Source organism: Variovorax sp. GW822-FHT04E09 (genome assembly GCF_058800845.1).
In genome coordinates this window covers 626,392-645,612 of the sequence record NZ_JBXAMR010000004.1, presented here as the reverse complement: position 1 = coordinate 645,612, position 19,221 = coordinate 626,392, and the positions used below count along the sequence as shown (strand labels likewise).

21 protein-coding genes are annotated in these 19,221 nt (G+C 68.9%); 6 read left to right on the top strand and 15 right to left on the bottom strand.

Annotated features, from left to right (window positions below):
- Positions 1–82 precede the first annotated feature (82 nt).
- The 5 genes from AC1RL8_RS20090 (at position 83) to AC1RL8_RS20070 (ending at position 3,680) form a co-directional block, all read left to right on the top strand.
- Positions 83–1,042, top strand: coding sequence for an AraC-like ligand-binding domain-containing protein (locus AC1RL8_RS20090; protein ID WP_139700034.1), 960 nt, complete (start codon positions 83–85; stop codon positions 1,040–1,042).
- A 257-nt stretch (positions 1,043–1,299) separates the two neighbouring features.
- The gene (locus AC1RL8_RS20085) at positions 1,300–2,025 is read left to right on the top strand and encodes a hypothetical protein (RefSeq protein WP_492685722.1); all 726 of its coding nucleotides are present in this window, start codon (positions 1,300–1,302) and stop codon (positions 2,023–2,025) included.
- 49 nt (positions 2,026–2,074) lie between these two features.
- Entirely contained in the window at positions 2,075–2,551 is a 477-nt protein-coding gene (locus tag AC1RL8_RS20080; protein ID WP_062478668.1) for a hypothetical protein, read from the top strand.
- 92 nt (positions 2,552–2,643) lie between these two features.
- A complete protein-coding gene (locus tag AC1RL8_RS20075; protein WP_492685723.1) occupies positions 2,644–3,252 on the top strand; it encodes a flavin reductase family protein in 609 nt (202 codons plus the stop codon).
- 5 nt (positions 3,253–3,257) lie between these two features.
- Positions 3,258–3,680 carry a hypothetical protein gene (locus AC1RL8_RS20070; RefSeq protein WP_492685724.1) on the top strand — a complete coding sequence of 141 codons (423 nt, stop codon included), beginning with the start codon at positions 3,258–3,260 and terminating at the stop codon, positions 3,678–3,680.
- Here the strand turns inward: AC1RL8_RS20070 and AC1RL8_RS20065 are convergent.
- The 15 genes from AC1RL8_RS20065 to AC1RL8_RS19995 all read right to left on the bottom strand — a co-directional run bounded on the left by AC1RL8_RS20065 (position 3,661) and on the right by AC1RL8_RS19995 (position 18,454).
- Positions 3,661–4,221: a methyltransferase family protein gene (locus AC1RL8_RS20065; RefSeq protein ID WP_095949416.1), complete on the bottom strand. Its 561-nt coding sequence runs from the start codon at positions 4,219–4,221 to the stop codon at positions 3,661–3,663. The genes AC1RL8_RS20070 and AC1RL8_RS20065 overlap by 20 nt on opposite strands.
- 29 nt (positions 4,222–4,250) lie before the next feature.
- The gene (locus AC1RL8_RS20060; RefSeq protein ID WP_492685725.1) at positions 4,251–5,009 is read right to left on the bottom strand and encodes an SDR family NAD(P)-dependent oxidoreductase; all 759 of its coding nucleotides are present in this window, start codon (positions 5,007–5,009) and stop codon (positions 4,251–4,253) included.
- Positions 5,009–7,069: a phenylacetic acid degradation bifunctional protein PaaZ gene (gene paaZ, locus AC1RL8_RS20055; RefSeq protein WP_492685726.1), complete on the bottom strand. Its 2,061-nt coding sequence runs from the start codon at positions 7,067–7,069 to the stop codon at positions 5,009–5,011. The genes AC1RL8_RS20060 and paaZ overlap by 1 nt, the downstream gene beginning before the upstream one ends.
- A gap of 58 nt (positions 7,070–7,127) precedes the next feature.
- Positions 7,128–7,859 carry an ABC transporter ATP-binding protein gene (locus AC1RL8_RS20050; RefSeq protein WP_492685727.1) on the bottom strand — a complete coding sequence of 244 codons (732 nt, stop codon included), beginning with the start codon at positions 7,857–7,859 and terminating at the stop codon, positions 7,128–7,130.
- Entirely contained in the window at positions 7,856–9,754 is a 1,899-nt protein-coding gene (locus AC1RL8_RS20045) for a branched-chain amino acid ABC transporter ATP-binding protein/permease (protein ID WP_492685728.1), read from the bottom strand. The genes AC1RL8_RS20050 and AC1RL8_RS20045 overlap by 4 nt, the downstream gene beginning before the upstream one ends.
- Positions 9,751–10,779, bottom strand: a complete 1,029-nt coding sequence (locus tag AC1RL8_RS20040) for a branched-chain amino acid ABC transporter permease (RefSeq protein WP_062478648.1) — start codon at positions 10,777–10,779, stop codon at positions 9,751–9,753. The genes AC1RL8_RS20045 and AC1RL8_RS20040 overlap by 4 nt, the downstream gene beginning before the upstream one ends.
- A gap of 139 nt (positions 10,780–10,918) precedes the next feature.
- A complete protein-coding gene (locus tag AC1RL8_RS20035; RefSeq protein WP_070063655.1) occupies positions 10,919–12,064 on the bottom strand; it encodes an ABC transporter substrate-binding protein in 1,146 nt (381 codons plus the stop codon).
- Positions 12,065–12,117: 53 nt separating this feature from the next.
- Positions 12,118–13,203 carry a 1,2-phenylacetyl-CoA epoxidase subunit PaaE gene (paaE, locus tag AC1RL8_RS20030; RefSeq protein ID WP_062478643.1) on the bottom strand — a complete coding sequence of 362 codons (1,086 nt, stop codon included), beginning with the start codon at positions 13,201–13,203 and terminating at the stop codon, positions 12,118–12,120.
- Between the two features lie 12 nt (positions 13,204–13,215).
- Entirely contained in the window at positions 13,216–13,740 is a 525-nt protein-coding gene (gene paaD / locus AC1RL8_RS20025) for a 1,2-phenylacetyl-CoA epoxidase subunit PaaD (RefSeq protein WP_492685729.1), read from the bottom strand.
- Positions 13,740–14,519: a 1,2-phenylacetyl-CoA epoxidase subunit PaaC gene (gene paaC, locus AC1RL8_RS20020; RefSeq protein WP_095949436.1), complete on the bottom strand. Its 780-nt coding sequence runs from the start codon at positions 14,517–14,519 to the stop codon at positions 13,740–13,742. Before paaC ends, paaD begins: the two co-directional genes overlap by 1 nt.
- A 14-nt stretch (positions 14,520–14,533) precedes the next feature.
- Positions 14,534–14,830 carry a 1,2-phenylacetyl-CoA epoxidase subunit PaaB gene (paaB, locus tag AC1RL8_RS20015; RefSeq protein ID WP_159275003.1) on the bottom strand — a complete coding sequence of 99 codons (297 nt, stop codon included), beginning with the start codon at positions 14,828–14,830 and terminating at the stop codon, positions 14,534–14,536.
- Positions 14,827–15,837 carry a 1,2-phenylacetyl-CoA epoxidase subunit PaaA gene (paaA, locus tag AC1RL8_RS20010; RefSeq protein WP_492685730.1) on the bottom strand — a complete coding sequence of 337 codons (1,011 nt, stop codon included), beginning with the start codon at positions 15,835–15,837 and terminating at the stop codon, positions 14,827–14,829. The genes paaB and paaA overlap by 4 nt, the downstream gene beginning before the upstream one ends.
- Positions 15,838–15,877: 40 nt before the next feature.
- Positions 15,878–17,188: a phenylacetate--CoA ligase PaaK gene (gene paaK, locus AC1RL8_RS20005; protein WP_159275001.1), complete on the bottom strand. Its 1,311-nt coding sequence runs from the start codon at positions 17,186–17,188 to the stop codon at positions 15,878–15,880.
- Positions 17,189–17,202: 14 nt separating this feature from the next.
- Positions 17,203–17,649, bottom strand: coding sequence for a hydroxyphenylacetyl-CoA thioesterase PaaI (paaI, locus tag AC1RL8_RS20000; RefSeq protein WP_492685731.1), 447 nt, complete (start codon positions 17,647–17,649; stop codon positions 17,203–17,205).
- 1 nt (position 17,650) lies between these two features.
- A complete protein-coding gene (locus AC1RL8_RS19995; protein ID WP_447741538.1) occupies positions 17,651–18,454 on the bottom strand; it encodes an enoyl-CoA hydratase-related protein in 804 nt (267 codons plus the stop codon).
- Between the two features lie 150 nt (positions 18,455–18,604).
- On the opposite strand from AC1RL8_RS19995, the gene AC1RL8_RS19990 reads away from it, so the two are divergent.
- Positions 18,605–19,207 carry a phenylacetic acid degradation protein PaaY gene (locus tag AC1RL8_RS19990; protein ID WP_095743881.1) on the top strand — a complete coding sequence of 201 codons (603 nt, stop codon included), beginning with the start codon at positions 18,605–18,607 and terminating at the stop codon, positions 19,205–19,207.
- The last annotated feature ends 14 nt before the right edge of the window (positions 19,208–19,221 follow it).

The following is a 19,221-nucleotide window of genomic DNA, read 5'->3' as shown; positions in this document are numbered from 1 at the left end:
AGGCGAGGGCTTTGCGGGCACTCCACAATGCGCGGCATCCTGCTGCCGTGTTGCAATCTTTCGTCTTCACTGCTTTCGCCCCATGACCGCGTCCCTGCTCCTGTCCACCGACGCCATCCCGCCGAAGGAACGCGGGCCGCTGTGGTGCGAGTGGGTGTGGCGCCACTTCGGCGGCCTCGGCTCCGACCTGTACGGTGACAGCGATTTCGACGGCCACCTGGCGTCCTCGCACGCGGGCGACGTGATCCTCACGCGGCTCGAGGCCAACCGCCACCGCGTGCTGCGCACCCCGCAGATGGCGCGCCTGAGCGATGCGCCCTACCTGAAGATCGTCGCGCCCTGGCAGGGCTCGGCCGAGGTCACGCAGCGCGGGCGTGCGGCGGCGGTGCGCGCGGGCGGCTGGACGCTGTACGACACCACGCTCGACTACACCGTGGCCAACCCCGAGCGCAGCGACCACCTCATCGTGATGCTGCCGAAAGACCAGATCGCCTCGCCCGCGCTGCCGCTGGGCGACCTCGTGGCGCGGCGCATCGGCGGCGACAGCGGCATCTCGCGCGTGGCACTGGAGACCATGCGCAACACCTACCTGGAGCTGCCCCACATGAGCGAGGCCGCCGCGCGCGGCGCGGGCGAGCTGCTGATCCAGCTGGTGCGCTTGTCGCTCATGGAACTCGCGGGCCGCAGCACCGCCCAGACCCAGCGCGAGGCACTGAAAGACCGCATCCACCGCCACGTGGCGCAGAACCTGCGCGACCCGGCGCTGTCCATCGACGGCATGGCGCTGGCGCTGCGTTGCAGCAAGCGCCTGCTGCACCAGGCCTTCGCGGGCGACGACGACACGCTCACCGGCTACATCCAGCACCAGCGGCTGGCGGCCAGCATCCGCGACCTGATCGACCCCGCGAACGCCGCGCGCTCCATCACAGACATCGCACTGGGCGCGGGCTTCGGCAACCTCTCGCACTTCAGCCGCGTGTTCCGCGCGCACACGGGCGGCAGCCCGAGCGAGTTCAGGCGGCAGGCGACGTTGCCGCGCTGATTGCGCGGGTGCGAATCGCACACCGCGCGTTGCTTGCAGAGTTGCCATGAATGCTTAAGCAGCGCTTGTGTCGAAGCGGGCATCAAACTTAAGGCTTCTCGGTTAACCGGTTGCTCGGCGGGCGTTCTCGGCTCAAAAAAAAGATGCGTTAACGCATGCGAAGCCTCGAGAGCGACGCTTCCCGCTGGTATGGTCGTGCGCGCAATTCAGCTCCACGCCATCACGCCCGTTGTCGACGCATTGGGTATTTGCTTCACATGCCCCTTCGTCACGACCGCATCTTTCCGCGCTACGCGTTCTACTGTGTGCTGGCCGGCCTGGCCGCGATCTATGTCTTCTGCGCCATGGTGTTGGTGCCGGCAAAGATCTACATCCTTCCGTACCTCATCACGCCGGACTTCGTGCGCTACAAGGGCGCCTTCTTCGTGCTGGTGCTGGCGATCCCGGCCGCGATCTACCTGATCGGCTGGAAGGGCAGCGACTTCTTCGCGTGGCTGCGCACCCCGCAGGTGCTGACGCTGACCGCGCACGGCCTGCAGCTGGGCACGCAGACTATCGCCTTCGCCGACGTGACGCGGCTGCGCCATCGCCACAACCGCAACCACCTGCTGCTCACCACCCGCGACGGCCAGACGCTGCGCCTGCGCCTCGACCTGTGGGACGACCCGTACGCGCTCGTCGCCGAAGTGGAAGAGGCCGTGGGCGAGGTGCTGCGCCACGATGTCGAGCGGCGCCTGCATGCGGGCGACACCGTGCCCTTCGGCGCGCTGGCACTGAATGCCGAAGGGCTGGTGCACAAGGGCCAGCTCATCGCGTGGTCGAGCATCGACACGATCCGCACGCAGTCGGATGCCGAAGCGATGGACGTCGACGAGCACCTGCTCATCGTCGCCAACGGCAAGACCCGCAAGATCGATCGCTCGAAGATCGACAACGAGCCGGTGCTGATGAGCTGCCTCATGCAACGCCTGCCGTCGGCGTGACTCCCTCTTCTTTTTCTTTCTTCAATCTCCAAAGTACAGCGACTCCAAAATGGAAATCTACAGCTCCGCCAGCCAACAGGAAAAAACCCGCCAGGACCGCCCCGTCTTCTACTCCCGCACACGGCTGATCGCCGGTGCCACGCTCTGGGTGGTGGTCGCGGTCGTGCTCGCCGTGCTGTGCATCCGCGCGCAGGACAAGAACATCGGCATCCTCATTGCGGCGGGCTTCGGCCTGCTGGCCGCTTGGCTGGCCGTCAAGTGCATCCGTACGCTGGCCAACATCGCGACGCCTGCCTTCGTCATCGGCCGCCAGGGCCTGACCTTCGAGAACGGCCTGCTGCTGCCGTGGCACAACATCGTCGAGAACACCTGGGTCAACCAGGACTACATGGGCATTCCCATCGGCAAGCAGATCCAGATCAAGACCGACCTGCCCAAGCCGAAGGCCCGCGTGCTGCGCCGCGCGACCGCGCTGGAGATTTCGGGCGACGAGTACCTCGCCCTGTGCGACGCCTATGCGGCGTGACGGGCAACAACCGCGCGTTTGAGCCGCCAGGCGCCTGCTGGTAGGCTGGCGGGCCGCCATCCTCCGGGCTCGCTTTCGCGAGCCTCCCGCGCATGAATGCCTCCTATCGCCGGCCGGTTCCGCTGAACAAGGCCTACCGTCTCCTGAACCACGGACCCACCGTCCTCGTGAGCGCCGCGCACGACGGCCGGCGCAACATCATGGCCGCGGCCTGGGCGATGCCGCTGGACTTCGATCCGCCCAAGGTGGCGGTCGTGCTCGACAAGAGCACCTGGACGCGCGTGCTGCTCGAAGGCGCAGGCAGCTTCGCGCTGCAGGTGCCCACGCGCGCGCAGCTCGACCTGACCGAGGCGCTGGGCAACAGCTCCGGCCGCGAGATCGCCGAGCGCGACGGCAGCGACAAGTTCGCCGCCTACGGCCTCTCGACCTTCGTGGGCGACGCCACCGGCACGCCGCTGCTCGAAGGCTGCGCGGCCTGGCTCGAATGCCGGCTGCTGCCGGAGCCGCCGATCCAGCAGCGCTACGACCTGTTCCTGGGCGAGGTGATCGCGGCGCAAGCCGATGTGCGCGTGTTCTCCGAAGGGCGCTGGCATTTCGAGGGCCACGACGAGTTGCGCACGCTGCACCACGTGGCGGGCGGGCACTTCATCGTCGATGGCGAGGCGGTCGATGCGAAGGCGCTGCCGCGTTTGACACCGTAGCCTGCATGCCGGACCTGAACCAGATCATCACCGTCGCCGCCTACAGCCTCATGGGCCTGCTGGCGGCCATGATGGGTTCGCTGGGCCTGGCTGCCTTGTGGACCTGGCGCGACTGGCCCGGCGCCGACCGCCTGACCGGCCTGGCCGCGCGGCTGGCGATCCTCACTTGGATGGTGGGTGGCGTGATGCTGGTCGTCGGCGGGCTGGCGATGGCCGGGCTGGCGACCTGGGTCATCTTCTGGGCGTCCAAGCCGCTGCCGTCCACGGTGCTCGGTATCGCGGGCTACGTGGCGTCGCGGGCCGTGCTCGTGGTCATGGCGGTGCTGCTGGTGCACAAGGGCGGGCTGGTGCTCTCCGCCTGGTGGGGCGCGAGGAAAGAAGAGGGCGCGCCCGAAGCGCCAGGCAGCGCTACAGCACGAAAGGAATGAAGCGCCGCGTGCCGCGCATGTACGCGCGGTAGTCGTCGCCGAAATGCGCGAGGCATTCCTTCTCGTCGCGCAGCGCCGTCAGGAACAGGAACAGCGTGGCCATCAGCACCAGCGCCAGCGTGAGCCAAGTGAACTGCTTGAGGAAGGCGCCCCAGGCCAGCAGCATCAACGCCGTGTACATCGGGTGGCGGATGTAGCGGAAGGCGCCGGTGGTCACCAGCGCCGAGGTCTTTTCGAAGCCGTACAGGGCCGGGTCGTCGTTGCGCGCCTCGCTCGGCTTGCCCTGCGCCTTGAGCAGCCGCACCGCGTGGATCGGCAGCCAGATCGACAGCGCCAGCAGCACGCACGAGAGCAGCTGCGTGAACGAGAGCGGATCGACATGCCACACCGGCAGGTTCAGCACGATCAGCACCAGCATGCATTCCCACGCGAAGAAGCGGTAGAAGCCGTGCGAGCCGGGCTGGCTCAGCGGCCCGCGCGACACGTACAGCAGCGCGGCCGTGCCGGCGACGAAAAGAAAGAGCTGGAACCAGAGGAGCATGGCGGCCGAATTTACACGGCCCGCAAGACTCAGCCGGAGATCGAAAACCCGCCGTCGACCGGGATGGCGGTGCCGGTCACGTAGTCGGAGGCGGCGCTGGCCAGGAACACGGCGGTGCCTGCGATGTCCGAGGGCTGCCCCCAGCGGCCGGCGGCGGCACGCGTCTTCACGCGCTCGTACAGGCCCGGGATCTGGTTGCGCGCACCGTCGGTCAGCTCGGTCTCGAACCAGCCCGGAAGGATGGCGTTGACCTGGATCTGGTCGGCCGCCCACGAGAGCGCGGTCGACTTGGTGAGCTGCACGATGCCGGCCTTGCTCGCGGCGTAGGCCGGCGCGTAGGGCGCGCCGAAGATCGACATCATCGAACCGATGTTGATGATCTTGCCGCCGCCCGCCTTCTTGAGGTACGGGTGCGCGGCGCGGCTGCACAGGAAGGCGCTGGTGAGGTTGGTGTCCATCACCTGGTGCCACTCGGCCAGCGCGAGCTGGTCGACCGGCTTGCGCACCGTGGTGCCGGCGTTGTTGACGAGGATGTCGAGCCGGCCGCAGCGCGCGGCGACCTCGTCGAAGGCCTTCTGCACCGAGGCTTCGTCGGTCACGTCGAGCGCGAGCGCGAAGCTGTCGCTGCCCAATGCCTTCAGCGATTCGACCGCGGCGGCCGACTTCTGCGCATTGCGCGCCGCGACGATGACGCGGGCGCCGGCCTTGGCGAGGCCCTGCGCCATGCCGAGGCCGATGCCGCCGTTGCCGCCGGTGACGAGCGCGACTTTTCCTGTGAGATCGAACATCAGGTGGAGCTTGGGGTGGTGGGTTTCTTGGAGACGAGCGTCAGGATATCGTAGCTCGCGACCAGTTCGCCGAGCTGGTTGGTCACCTCCACGTCCCAGGCCACCACGCCCTGGCCCTGGCCGCTCGCGTCCTTCTTGTTGCGGTCGATCTTGCGCTTGCAGGTCAGGCGCGCCTGGATGGTGTCGCCGATGCCCACGGGCTTGACGAAGCGCAGCGTGTCCAGGCCGTAGTTGGCCAGCACCGGGCCGGGCGAGGGCGAGACGAACAGGCCCGCGGCCGCCGACAGCACGAAGTAGCCGTGCGCGATGCGCTTGCCGAAGGGCGAGGCCTTGGCCGCCTCTTCGTCGAAGTGCATGTAGAAGTAGTCGCCCGAGATGCCGCCGAAGGCGACGATGTCGGCCTCGCCCACGGTGCGGCGGTGCGTGAGCAGCGAGTCGCCGATGCGCAGTTCCTCGAAGTAGCGGCGGAAGGGATGCACCTCGCTCTCGCGCAGCGCGGCGCCGCGCACGTGCTCGCCGGTCACGGCCGCGAGCATGGTGGGCGAGCCCTGCAGCGCGGCGCGCTGCAGGTAGTGCTTCACGGCGCGCAGGCCGCCGAGCTCTTCGCCGCCGCCCGCGCGGCCCGGGCCGCCGTGCTTCAGCACCGGCAGCGGCGAGCCGTGGCCGGTCGATTCGGCGGCGGCCTCGCGGTCGAGCACCAGCAGGCGGCCGTGCCAGGCGGCGGCGACCGGGATGGCCTTGGCGGCGATGGCCGGGTCGCGCGTGACCAGCGTGCCCACGAGGCTGCCCTTGCCGCGCGCGGCCAGTGCCAGCGCTTCGTCGATGCCGTCGTAGGGCATGAGCGTGCTGACGGGGCCGAAGGCCTCCACGTCGTGCGCCGCGTCGTGTTCGAGCGGCTTGCGGCTCAGCAGCAGCGTGGGCGCGAAGAACGCGCCTTCGCCCACGCCGTCGCCCACGGGCGCGAAGCCGTCGCGCTCGCCGTACACCAGCTCCGCCCCCTGCAGCAGCGTGGCGACGCGCTCGGCCACGTCGGCCTGCTGGTCGCGCGAGGCGAGGGCGCCCATGCGCACGTCTTCGCGCGACGGGTCGCCGATGACGGTCTTGGCCAAGCGCGCGCGCAGCTTCTCGGCCACGGCATCGAGGTGCTGGCGCGGCACGATCGCGCGGCGGATGGCCGTGCACTTCTGGCCGGCCTTGATGGTCATTTCGCGCGCCACTTCCTTCACGAAGAGGTCGAACTCCTCGTCGTCGGGCGTCACGTCGGGCGCGAGGATCGCGCAGTTGAGCGAGTCGGCCTCGGCGTTGAACGGGATCGACTGGCGCACCAGGTTCGCGTTCACGCGCAGCTTGGCGGCGGTGTCGGCCGAGCCGGTGAAGGTGACCACGTCGGGGCCTTCGAGGCGGTCGAGCAGGTCGCCCGTGCTGCCGATCACGAGTTGCAGGCTGCCCTCGGGCAGGATGCCCGACTGCACGATGAGCTTCATCAGCGCCTCGGTGAGGTAGCTGGTGGCCGTGGCCGGCTTGCCGATGCAGGGCATGCCCGCGAGGAAGCTGGGCGCGAACTTCTCGAGCAGGCCCCACACCGGGAAGTTGAAGGCGTTGATGTGCACCGCCACGCCGCCGCGCGGTACCAGGATGTGCGTGCCCGCGAAGCCGCCCTTCTTGCCCAGCGGAAACGCCGGGCCTTCGTGCACGAGGTTGCCCGAGGGCAGCTCGTTGGTGCCGATGCTGGCGTAGGCGCTGAGCGTGCCGGCGCCGCCTTCGATGTCGATCCAGCCGTCGGCGCGCGTGGCACCGGTGTGGGCCGACACGGCATACAGCGCTTCCTTGTTCGCGGCCAGGTACTTGGCCAGCGCCTTCAGGCGCTCGGCGCGCTGCTGGAAGTCGAGCTTCATGAGCGCGGGGATGCCGACGCGGCGCGCGTGCGCCAGCGCCTCGGCGAAGTCGATGGCCTCGGCGTGCGTGCTCGCCACGGCCTGGCCGTTGACGGCGCTGCGCAGCGATTGCGCGGCTTGCTGGCCGATCCAGCGGCCGGCGATGTAGCTTTGAAGGGTGGTCATGGCGCGTGTCCTTAGAAGAGGGAAGGCGCAGCGGCGCGGTGCGCGCGCTGCGCGGGGGTCATTTCTTGTTCCCGATGCCCAGGTAGGTATCGATGATTCGCTGGTCGAGCAGCAGATCGCCGGCATTGCCTTCGAGTGCCACGGCGCCCATTTCGAGCACATAGGCGCGGTCGGCCACCTGCAGCGCGGCGCGGGCGTTCTGTTCCACCAGCAGCACCGACACGCCGTGCTTGCGCAGCTGCGACACCACGCGCAGCACCTCGCGCACCACCAGCGGAGCGAGGCCCAGCGAGGGCTCGTCGAGCATCAGCAGGCGCGGGCGCGCCATGAGCGCGCGGCCGATGGCCAGCATCTGGCGTTCGCCGCCGGAGAGCGTGGAGGCCATCTGCGGACGGCGCTCCTTCAGGCGCGGAAAGATCTCGAAGATCTCGTCCATGCGCGCGCGCTGGTCGCGCTGGCCCTTGCGCCATTGGTAGAAGCCGCCGAGCAGCAGGTTGTCTTCGACCGACATCTCGCCGAACAGCTCGCGCCGCTCGGGCACCAGCGCCACGCCGCGCGCCACCATGGTCTCGACGCCGGGGCGTGCGATGCGCTCGCCATCGAGCGACAGCTTGCCGGTCGACACCAGCAGGCCCATGGCCGCGCACAGCAGCGTGGTCTTGCCGGCGCCGTTGGGGCCGATCACGGTGACGATCTCGCCTTCGTTCACGTGCAGGCGCACGCTGTGCACCGCCTCGACGGTGCGGTAGGCGACGCAGAAGTCTTCCAGTTGAAGGATGGGATGGCTCATCGGGCGTCTTCCAGCAGTTCGTCGTCGGCGCCGCCCAGGTAGGCCTCGAGCACGCGCGGGTTGGCCTGCACTTCGGCCGGCGTGCCGGTGGCGATCACGGTGCCGAACTCCAGCACGGTGATGCGGTCGGCGAGGTTCATCACGAACTCCATGTCGTGCTCCACCACGAGGATGCCCAGGCCTTCGGCGCGCAGCTGGCCCAGCAGCTCCGAGAGCGCGCGCTTTTCCAGGTGGCGCAGGCCGGCGGCGGGTTCGTCCAGCAGCAGCACCGAGGGCTGGCCGGCGAGCGCGCGTGCGATCTCGACCACACGCTGCTGCCCCAGCGAGAGCGAGGCGGCCGGTGTGTCGGCGTGCGCGCCCAGGCCGCAGCGCTCGATCTGCTTGCGGGCCTCGGCCATCAGCGCGGCCTCTTCGGCGCGGTCCAGCCGCAGCATCGCCGCGAGCCAGCCGCGTTTGGCGCGCAGGTGCGCGCCGAGCGCCACGTTCTCGACCACGCTGCGCTGGCCCAGCAGGCGCACGTGCTGGAAGGTGCGGCCCAGGCCGCGCGCCGCGAAGGCGCGCGAGGGGCGGCCCGACATGGCGTCGCCTTCGAGCCGCACTTCACCCGAACTGGGGTCGTCCACGCCCGAGATCATGTTGAAGAAGGTGCTCTTGCCTGCGCCGTTCGGTCCGATCAGCGCGTGGATCTCGCCGGCCTTCAGCGTCATCGAGATGTCGTTGTTGGCGATGAGGCCGCCGAAGCGCTTGCTGACCGCATCGGCCTGCAACAGCAGCGTGCCCGCCGCCGGCAGCACGCGCTGCGCGAGCTGCGCCGCTGGTGCCGCCGCGTTGGCGGCGGGCGCCTTGGCCACCGGCCGCACCCAGCGGCTCACCAGCCGCGCCAGCGTGGGCCACAGGCCGTCGGCAAAACGCTGCAGCACGAACAGCATCAGCAGGCCGAACACCACCACCTCGAAGTTGCCGCTGGTGCCCAGCAGCGCGGGCAGGATGTCCTGCAGCTTCTCCTTCAGCAGCGTGATCAGCGTGGCGCCGAGCACCGCGCCCCACAGGTGGCCCGCGCCGCCGACCACCGCCATGAACAGCATCTCGATGCCGATGTTCAGGTTGAAGGGCGTGGGGTTCACGAAGCGCTGCATGTGCGCGTAGAGCCAGCCCGACACGGCCGCCAGCAGCGCGGCCAGCACGAACAGCTTGATGCGGTGGCGTGCGGTGTCGACGCCCATCGATTCGGCCATGAGCCGGCCGCCCTTGAGCGCGCGGATGGCGCGGCCTTCGCGCGAGTCGAGCAGGTTGTGCAGCGCCCACAGCGCCAGCAGCAGCACGGCCCAGATCACCACGCCGAGCGCGCGCGGCGAGGCCAGCGAGATGCCCGCCACCACCAGCGGCGGCACGCCCGTGATGCCGGTCTGGCCGCCCAGGAACTCCATGTTGCCGAGCAGGAAGTACAGGCTCAGGCCCCAGGCGATGGTGCACAGCGGCAGGTAGTGGCCCGACAACTTGAGTGTGACCGCGCCGAGCGCCCAGGCCAGCGCGAAGGTCAGCACCAGCCCGAGCAGCAGGCCGAGCCACGGCACCAGCGCCGAACCGGCGATGCCGCCGAGCCAGCCCGCGGCCGTGGGCGAGGTGCAGATCCACGCGGTGGCATAGGCGCCCATGCCGACGAACGCGGCCTGGCCGAAGGAGGTCATGCCGCCCACGCCGGTCAGCATGACCAGCCCGGCGGCCACCAGCGCATACAGGCCGATGTTGCTGAGCACCGCGACCGTGAAGTCGGGCAGCCAGCCCCAGGCCAGCGCGAGCGCGACGATGCACACCAGCGTGAGCGTGCGCGGCGTGACCAGCGGACGGCCCGCGTGTGCAGCCGTGGTGGAAGAAGTGGTGGGCGACGCGCTCATTCCTCGTCCTCCACATGATGGCTGCGCAGCGAACGCCACCACAGCACCGGAATGATCAACGTGAACACCAGCACTTCCTTGTAGGCGCTGGCCCAGAACGAAGAGAAGGCCTCCAGCAGGCCGACCAGCAGCGCGCCCGCGAGCGCCAGCGGGTAGCTCGCGAGCCCGCCGACGATGGCGGCCACGAAGCCCTTCAGGCCGATGAGAAAACCGGTGTCGTAGTAGACCGTGGTGATCGGTGCGATCAGCAGGCCCGACACCGCGCCGATGAGTGCCGCGAGCGCAAAGCTCAGGTCGCCCGACAGCTCGGTGGGAATGCCCGAGAGCCGCGCGCCCACGCGGTTGATGGCCGTGGCGCGCAGCGCCTTGCCGACCATGGAGCGGCCGAAGAACCAGAACATGGCGATCACCAGCAGCAGCGTGACGCCCACCACCACGAGCGACTGGCCGCTCACGGGGATGCCGCCGATGTCGAAGCGCACGTCCGAGAACGGCGTGGTGCGCGAACCTTCGGCACCGAAGAAGAACAGGCCCAGGCCGACCAGCACGCCGTGCAGCGCGACCGAGACGATCAGCAGCATCAGCACCGTGGCATCGGCCAGCGGGCGGTACGCCAGGCGATAGAGCAGCGGACCCAGCGGCGCGATCAGCACCAGCGTGGTGACCGCCTGCATGGTCATCGACGTGGGCTTGAGGCCCAGCACCAGCACCGCGGCGATCGCCGGGAAGGCGACGCACCAGGTGAAGGCCGAGCGCCAGTCGATGGTCGCGCCGCGCTTCCAGCGCCACACCTCCACGGCCAGCGCCATGACGCCCAGCGCCACCAGCAGCCACAGCGTGGCCGGCGTGCGCCCGCCCTGCAGCGCCGCCATGGAGAGCGCACCGAAGGCGACGAACTCGCCCTGCGGAATGAAGATCACGCGCGTGACCGAAAACACCAGCACCAGCGCGAGCGCCATCAGTCCGTAGACCGCGCCGTTCACGATGCCGTCCTGCCCCAGCAACAGGGCAATCTGCAAGTCCATAAAACAACCTTCGGGCGTCGCCCGTGATTCAGATCAGGAACACCGAGGAACCGGCTTTGCCGGGCCTCAGGTGTTGCCCCCGGTAGGGGGTTGGAGAAGCGACACGAAGTGCGCGAAGCCTGGGGGCGAGTTCAGTGCTTCAGGGCTGGAATTTCCAGGCGCCGTTTTCGATCTTGACCATCACGCGCGCGCGCTGGTCCAGGCCCAGGTGGTCGGCCGCGGTCATGTTGAACACGCCGTGCGCGCCCGACACGTCCTTGGTCTGCTCGAGCGCATCGCGCAGGGCGGCGCGGAACTCCGGCGTGCCCGGCTGGGCCTTCTTCAGCGCGACCGGCACGGCCGAACTCATCAACAGGCCCGCGTCCCAGGCGTGCGCGCCGAAGGTCGAGACCGTGCCCTTGCCGTAGGCGGCTTCATAGGCGGCGACGTAGGCGAGCGCAGACTTCTTCACCGGGTTGCTGGCGGGCAGCTGGTCGGCCACGAGCACCGGGCCGGCCGGCAGGAAGGTGCCGTCCACGTCCTTGCCGCCCACGCGCAGGAAGTCGGCGTTGGCCACGCCGTGCGTCTGGTACATCTTGCCGGTGTAGCCGCGCTCCTTGAGCGTCTTCTGCGGCAGCGCGGCCGGCGTGCCGGAGCCGGCCACCAGCACCGCGTCGGGCTTGGCCGACATGAGCTTCAGCGCCTGGCCGGTGACCGAGGTGTCGGAGCGCGCATAGCGTTCGTTGGCCACGATCTTGATCTTCTTCAGGTCGGCGGCTTTGGCGAATTCCTGCGACCAGCCTTCGCCGTACGCGTCGGAGAAGCCGATGAAGCCGACCGTCTTCACGCCGTTGGCGGCCATGTGCTCGGCGATGGCCAGCGACATCATGATGTCGTTCTGCGGCGTCTTGAACACCCACTTCTTCTTGGCGTCCATCGGCTCGATGATGCGGGCCGAGGCGGCCACCGAGATCATCGGCGTCTGTGCTTCGCTGGCCACGTCGATCATCGCGAGCGAGGCCGGCGTGGTGGTCGAGCCCAGGATCACGTCGACCTTGTTCTCGGCGATCAGCTTGCGCGTGTTGTTCACGGCGGCCGTGGTGTCGGAGGCATCGTCCAGCACGATGTAGTTGATCTTCTGCCCGCCGATCGTCTTGGGCATCAGCGCGATGGTGTTCTTCTCGGGGATGCCGAGCGACGCCGCCGGCCCGGTGGCCGAGATGGTCACGCCGACGTTGACGTCGGCCCAGGCCGAGAGGGCCGTGGCGCACAGGGCGGCGATCAGCAGGGGCTTGAAGAATTTCATGGTTGGTTTGTCTCCGGGTTGAAAGGGGAAAGGCCGAGGAAAAAGCCGTGCGTTCAACGCTCGTCGAAGGACAGCGTGACGCGTTCGGTCAGGGGGTGGGCCTGGCAGGTCAGCACGAATCCCGCGGCCACCTCATTCTTGTCGAGTGCGAAGTTTCTTTCCATGCGGACTTCCCCGTCCACGCACTTCGCGCGGCAGGTGCCGCACACGCCCGAGGTGCACGAGAACGGCACCTCGAGCCCGGCCGCCGACGCCGCATCGAGGATGCTGGGCTGGCCCTCGGTGTAGGTGATCTCGCGCTGCAGGCCGTCGCGCACGATGGTCACGCGCGCCTGCTTGGCGTCGCCCGGCTGCGCCTCGTGCACCACCGCACCGACCTGGCTGGCCGAGGGCAGCGCGACGCCGAAGCGCTCGATGTGGATGCGGTCTTCGGGCACGCCCGCGGCGAGCAGCGCGGCCTCGGCCTCGTCGTTCATCTGGAACGGGCCGCACACGTACACGTGGTCGATCTGCGCGGCGGGCACCACCGAGGCCAGGAACTCGCCGATCTTCTCGCGGTTCATCACGCCGAAGCCCAGCGGCGAATCGGTGTGCTCGTCGGAGAACACGTGCTGCAGCACGAGCCGCGTCATGTAGCGGTTCTTCAGGTCCTCGATCTCTTCCTTGAACATCGTGGACTGCAGCTGGCGGTTGCCGTAGATCAGCGTGAAGCGGCTCTTGGGCTCGCGCGCCAGCACGGTCTTCATGATCGACAGGATCGGCGTGATGCCGCTGCCGCCGGCGATGCCCACGTGGTGGCGCGCGGCCTCGGGCTCGATGGGCACGAAGAAGCGGCCTTGCGGCGCCATCACCTGCAGGCTGTCGCCGGGTTGCAGGTGGGCGTTGATCCAGTTGGAGAACACGCCGCCGCGCACCTTGCGCACGCCGACGCGCAGCTCGCCGTCGTCGAGGCCGGCGCAGATCGAATAGGAACGGCGCAGGTCCTGGCCGTCGATGTCATGGCGCAGCGTGAGGTACTGGCCCTGCGTGAAGCCGAAGACTTCGCGCAGCGCCGGCGGCACCTCGAACGAGACGATGACGGCCTCGTGCGTGTCGGGCTCGATGGCCTTCACGCGCAGGGGATGGAAGAGGGTGCTCATCGTGGGCGTGCCTCAAATAGGCTTGAAATGTTCGAAGGGTTCGCGGCAGGCCATGCAGCGATAGAGCGCCTTGCAGGCGGTGGAGCCGAAGGCCGACAGGCGCTCGGTGCGCTCGCTGGCGCAGCGCGGGCAGGCGATGCGCTCGCCGGCCATGCGGCCGAAGAGCTTGATCGGCATGGCGGTGTTGGAGGCCTGCTCGGGCGTGAGGTGCGCGGGCGGCGCGATGCCGTAGGCCTTGAGCTTGTCGCGGCCTGCGTCGCTGATCCAGTCGCTGGTCCAGGCGGGGGCGCGGCGCAGCGTGGCGCGCGCACGGCCGAGGCCGGCGTTCTCGATGGCGGCCAGCACGTCGTGCTCGATGGCTTCGGTCGCGGGGCAGCCGGAGTAGGTCGGCGTGAGCACGATCTCCAGGCCGTCGTCGTGCTCGATCACCTCGCGCACGATGCCCAGGTCGCAGACCGACACGGCCGGCACCTCGGGGTCGGGCACCGAATGGAGCACGGCCCACGCCGCATCAATGCGCGACGCCACGGCGTTCATCACCACACGCCTCCGGGGAAGCTGCGCTGCAGGTGCTGCATCTCGGCCAGGATGTAGCCCATGTGCTCGCTGTGCACGCCATGCTTGCCGGTGCTGCGGAACGCGGCTTCCTTCGGCATGGCCAAGCCGGCGGCGTCGAGCACCTGCTGCATCTCGGCCAGCCACGGTTCGCGCAGTTCGCTCCAGGCCGGGCCGAGGCCGCTGGCGCTGGCCTGCGCATCGACGTCGTCGCTGTCGAACAGCTCGGGCACGTAGAGCCACAGCTGCTTGAGCGCCTTCTCGGTGCGGCGGCGTGATTCGTCGGTGCCGTCGCCCAGGCGCACGACCCAGTCGGCCGAGTGCTGCTGGTGGTAGCGCGCTTCCTTCAGCGCCTTGCCGGCGATGGCGGCCACCTCGGCGTCGCTCGACGCGGCCAGGCGTTGCCACAGCAGCTTGAGCAGCGTGGCGACCATGGTGTTGCGCAGCACGGCAAAGGCGAAGTCGCCGCGCGGCAGCTCGACCAGCGTGAGGTTGAAGTAGTCGCGCTCGTCGCGCAGGTAGGCGAGCTGGTCTTCGTCGTGCGCGCGGCCGGCGCCTTCGAGCTGGCCGGCATGCGTGAGCACCGCGCGGGCCTGGCCGACGAGGTCGAGCGCGATGTTGGCCATCGCGATGTCTTCTTCGAGCACCGGTGCGTGGCCGCACCATTCGCCCAGGCGCTGCGCGAGCACCAGGCAGGTGTCTCCGATGCGCAGCAGGTAGTGCACGGCGGGCGTGCGGTTCAGTTCGATCGAGGCTTGCATGGCGTGCCGCTCGCTCACATGTGGTCCACGGACTTGGGCAGCGCGTAGAAGGTGGGGTGGCGGTACACCTTGTCTTCGGCCGGGTCGAAGAACATGTCCTTGTCGCCCGGGTCGCTGGCCACGATCTGGTCGGAGCGCACCACCCAGATGCTGCTGCCTTCCTGGCGGCGCGTGTAGACGTCGCGCGCCATCTGGATCGCCATCTTGGGGTCGGCTGCGTGCAGGCTGCCGCAGTGCTTGTGGTCCAGGCCGGCCTTGCTGCGCACGAACACTTCCCACAGGGGCCACTCTTGCTTCATTTCGGTGCTCATGCTGCTTCCTTCAGAGGTTGTTTGTTGGCGTGGGAGAGGGCGGCTTCGCGCACCCAGGCGCCGTCGTCCCAGGCATCGACGCGGGCCTGCAGGCGTTCGCGGTTGCAGGGGCCGTCGCCGGCGATCACGCGCCAGAATTCGCTCCAGTCGATGACGCCGAAGTCGTGCGACTGGCGTTCTTCGTTCCACTTGAGATCAGGGTCGGGCAGCGTCACGCCGAGGATCGCGGCCTGTTCGACGGTGGCGTCGATGAACTTCTGGCGCAGCTCGTCGTTGCTGAAGCGCTTGATGCCCCAGCGCATCGACTGCGCCGAGTTGGGCGACTGGTCGTCGGGCGGGCCGAACATCATGATCGAGGGCCACCACCAACGGTTGACCGCGTCCTGCACCATGGCCTTCTGCGCCTCGGTGCCCTGCTTCATCATCGTCAGCAGTGCTTCATAGCCCTGGCGCTGGTGAAAGCTCTCTTCGCGGCAGATGCGGATCATGGCGCGCGCATACGGTGCGTACGAGCAGCGGCAGATCGGCACCTGGTTCATGATGGCCGCGCCGTCGACCAGCCAGCCGATGGTGCCCATGTCGGCCCAGCTGAGCGTGGGGTAGTTGAAGATCGAGCTGTACTTGGCCTTGCCCGTGTGCAGCGCGTCGAACATCTGGTCGCGCGAGGTGCCCAGCGTTTCGGCGGCGGCGTACAGGTACAGGCCGTGGCCGCCTTCGTCCTGCACCTTGGCCAAGAGGATGGCCTTGCGCTTGAGCGTGGGCGCGCGGCTGATCCAGTTGCCCTCGGGCAGCATGCCGACGATTTCGGAGTGCGCGTGCTGGCTGATCTGGCGCACCAGCGTCTTGCGGTAGTGCTCGGGCATCCAGTCTTTCGCCTCGATGAAGTCGCCGGCGTCGATGCGCGCGTCGAAGCGTTCCTCGAGACGCAGCTCGTCGGCGGAGCGCACGGCCTTCTGCTTGCCGTCGCCTGCGTCCTTGCCCATCGTGTCCATGGCCTGGGTGTACATGTGCGTGTCCTTTCGGTGCGGTGTGTGGGGGCGCGGGCGCTCAGCGCGGGCGCGTGTCGACGACGCGCCGGGCCTTGCCGGTCTGCGTGCGTTCCATTTCGTCGGGGCCGTGCACGACCACGCGGGTGGAGATGCCGATGAGCGTCTTCACGCGGTGCTGCACCCACTCGGAGATGGCGTTGCGGTCGGCCGCGGCGGCTTCGTGCGGCGTGAGTTCGCAGTGCACCTCGACCTGGTCGAGCAGGCCTTCGCGGCTCACGCGCACCTGGTACAGGCCGGTGAGGGCGCTGTGCGCGAGCACGATCTCTTCCACCTGCGTGGGGAAGACGTTCACGCCGCGGATGATCATCATGTCGTCGCTGCGCCCGACGATCTTGCCCATGCGGCGGAACGACCGCGAGGTGGGCGGCAACAGGCGCGTGAGGTCGCGCGTGCGGTAGCGCACGATGGGCATGGCCTCCTTGCTCAGCGAGGTGAAGACCAGTTCGCCTTCTTCGCCGTCGGCCTTCAGCTCGCCCGTTTCGGGGTCGATGATCTCGGGGTAAAAGTGGTCTTCCCAGATCACCGGGCCGTCCTTGCTCTCGACGCATTCGCTGGCCACGCCCGGGCCCATCACTTCGGAGAGGCCGTAGATGTCGACGGCGTCGATGCCGGCGCGGGTCTCGATGTCGCGGCGCATGGCTTCGGTCCACGGCTCGGCGCCGAAGATGCCGACCTTGAGCGAGCTGTCTTTCGCATCGAGGCCCTGGCGCTCGAACTGCTCGATGATCACCTGCATGTAGCTGGGCGTGACCATGATGATGTCGGGCTTGAAGTCTTGGATCAGCTGGACCTGCTTCTCGGTCTGGCCGCCCGACATCGGGATGACGGTGCAGCCCGCGCGCTCGGCGCCGTAGTGCGCGCCCAGGCCGCCGGTGAAGAGGCCGTAGCCGTAGGCCACGTGGATCATGTCGCCGGGCCGTCCGCCCGCGGCGCGGATGGAGCGCGCGACCAGGTCGGCCCAGGTGTCGATGTCTTTCTTGGTGTAGCCCACCACGGTCGGCTTGCCGGTGGTGCCCGACGACGCGTGGATGCGCGCGACCTGCGTGCGCGGCACGGCGAACATGCCGAAGGGGTAGTTGTCGCGCAGGTCGGTCTTCACCGTGAACGGGAATTTCGACAGGTCGGCCAGCGACTTCAGGTCGTCGGGGTGCACGCCCTTGGCATCGAAGGCCTGGCGGTAGTGCGGCACGTGGTCGTAGGCGTTGCGCAGCGTGGCGCGCAGGCGCGTGAGCTGCAGGGCGGCGATCTCGTCGCGGCTGGCGGTTTCGATCGGGTCGAGGTCGCCGGGGGCGGGGCGTTTCACGGTCATGGTGGGGTGTCTCCTCAAGCGGCCGGGACGGCCGGCCGGCCCTTGGCGGTGTACGAGCGACCGCGGAACATCGCGATGCGCTCGCCGCGCTGGTTGGTGATTTCGGTGTCGTACACGCCGGTGCGCCCGGCCTTGGAGACTTCGAAGCAGCGCGCGGTGAGCACGTCGTCCTCGCGCGCCGGCGCGAGGAAGTCGATGGCGAAGCCCGAGGCCACGGTCAGCTCGTTGTACGAGTTGCAGGCGAAGGCGAAGGTGGAGTCGGCCAGCGTGGCCATGAAGCCGCCGTGGCAGATGGCGTGGCCGTTGAGCATGTCGGGGCGCACGCGCATCTCGAGCGTGGCCTGGCCGGGGCCGACCTCGACGATGCGCATGCCCAGGCCCTTGCTGGCGTTGTCGTTCGCGAACATGCCGTCGCGCACAAACTCGGCGGTCTGTTGCGGGGTGCGGGAAGCGTCGGTCATCTCAGCGGTCCTTGAACACCGGGGCGCGCTTGGCGCGGAAAGCCTCGACACCTTCGCGGTAGTCGTCGGCATTGCCCATCTCGCGTTGGATGCGCGCTTCTTCGGCAAGTGCCGCGCCCAGGTCGAGGTTCTGCGCGGCGGCCATGGCCTCGCGGGTGGCGACGAGGGCGCGTGTGGGCATGCCGGCCAGGCGCGCCGCCAGCGCGGCGGCGGTGTCGGCCAGGGCCGCGTCGTCCACGCACTGCCAGATGAGGCCGATGCGGGCGGCTTCTTCGGCCGGGAGCTTGTCGCCCAGCATCGCGATGCCCAGCGCGCGCGCCGGGCCCACGAGGCGCGGCAGCAGCCAGGTGCCGCCGGTGTCGGGCACGAGGCCGATCTTGGTGAAGGCCTGGATGAAGCTGGCCGAGCGGCCGGCCACGACGAGGTCGCAGCACAGCGCGAGGTTGGCGCCCGCGCCGGCCGCCACGCCGTTGACGGCGGCAACCACCGGCACCGGCATCGAGCGCAGGCGCGCGACCAGCGGGCCGTAGTAGGTAGAGATGACGTGGCCCAGGTCCTTGGGCGCGGCGCCCGGCGTGGGGTCGGGCGCGACCGACGGGTCGGCCAGGTCCTGCCCCGCGCAGAAGGCGCGGCCGGCACCGGTGAGCACCACGCAGCGCACGCTGCTGTCGGCGGCCGCGGCTTCGAGCGCAGCCAGCAACTCGGCATGCAGCCCGGTCGTGAAGCTGTTGAGTGCCGCGGGGCGGTTCAGGCTCAGCGTGCGGACGGCGCCGCTGTCGCTGATGAGTACCAAAGGCTCAGTCATGCGTGTCTCTTTCATCCTTTGTGGGGACGGCTCGGTGCGTAAACACTATTGACCGACCGTTCGGTTGATTTTAGGATCGACCTCGATTCCGGCACAAGCGGGGTGCATTCAGGGCAAACCCTGAGGCCTGCGAAAAAACAAGGAGACCGAATGCCCAGCTATTCCATCGACGGCGTGATTCCTGTCGTCGACCCGAGCGCCTACGTGCATCCCACGGCCGTGCTGATCGGCGACGTGATCGTCGGCCCGAACTGCTACGTCGGCCCCTGCGCCAGCCTGCGCGGCGACTTCGGCCGCATCGTCTTGCAGGAGGGCTCGAACGTGCAGGACCACTGCTGCATCCACGGCTTTCCCGACAACGACACGGTGGTGGAGGTCAACGGCCACATCGGCCACGGCGCGATCCTGCACAGCTGCATCGTGCGGCGCGATGCGCTGGTGGGCATGAACGCGGTGGTGATGGACGAGGCCGAGGTGGGCGAGAAAGCCATCGTCGCGGCCTGCGCCTTCGTGCCCGCCGGCATGAAGGTGCCCGCGCGTTCGCTCGCGGCGGGCATCCCGGCCAAGGTGCGGCGCGAACTCAGCGACGAAGAGATCGCCTGGAAGCTCGAAGGCACGCAGACCTACCAGGCGCTGACGGTGCGCAGCCTGGCCAGCCTGCACGAGGTGGCGCCGCTCGCCGAGGTGGAAAAAGACCGCCCGCGCCTGCCCGCCACCGACGTGAAATCCCTGATCGCCACCCGCCGCGGCTAGCCCTGCGGCTTCAT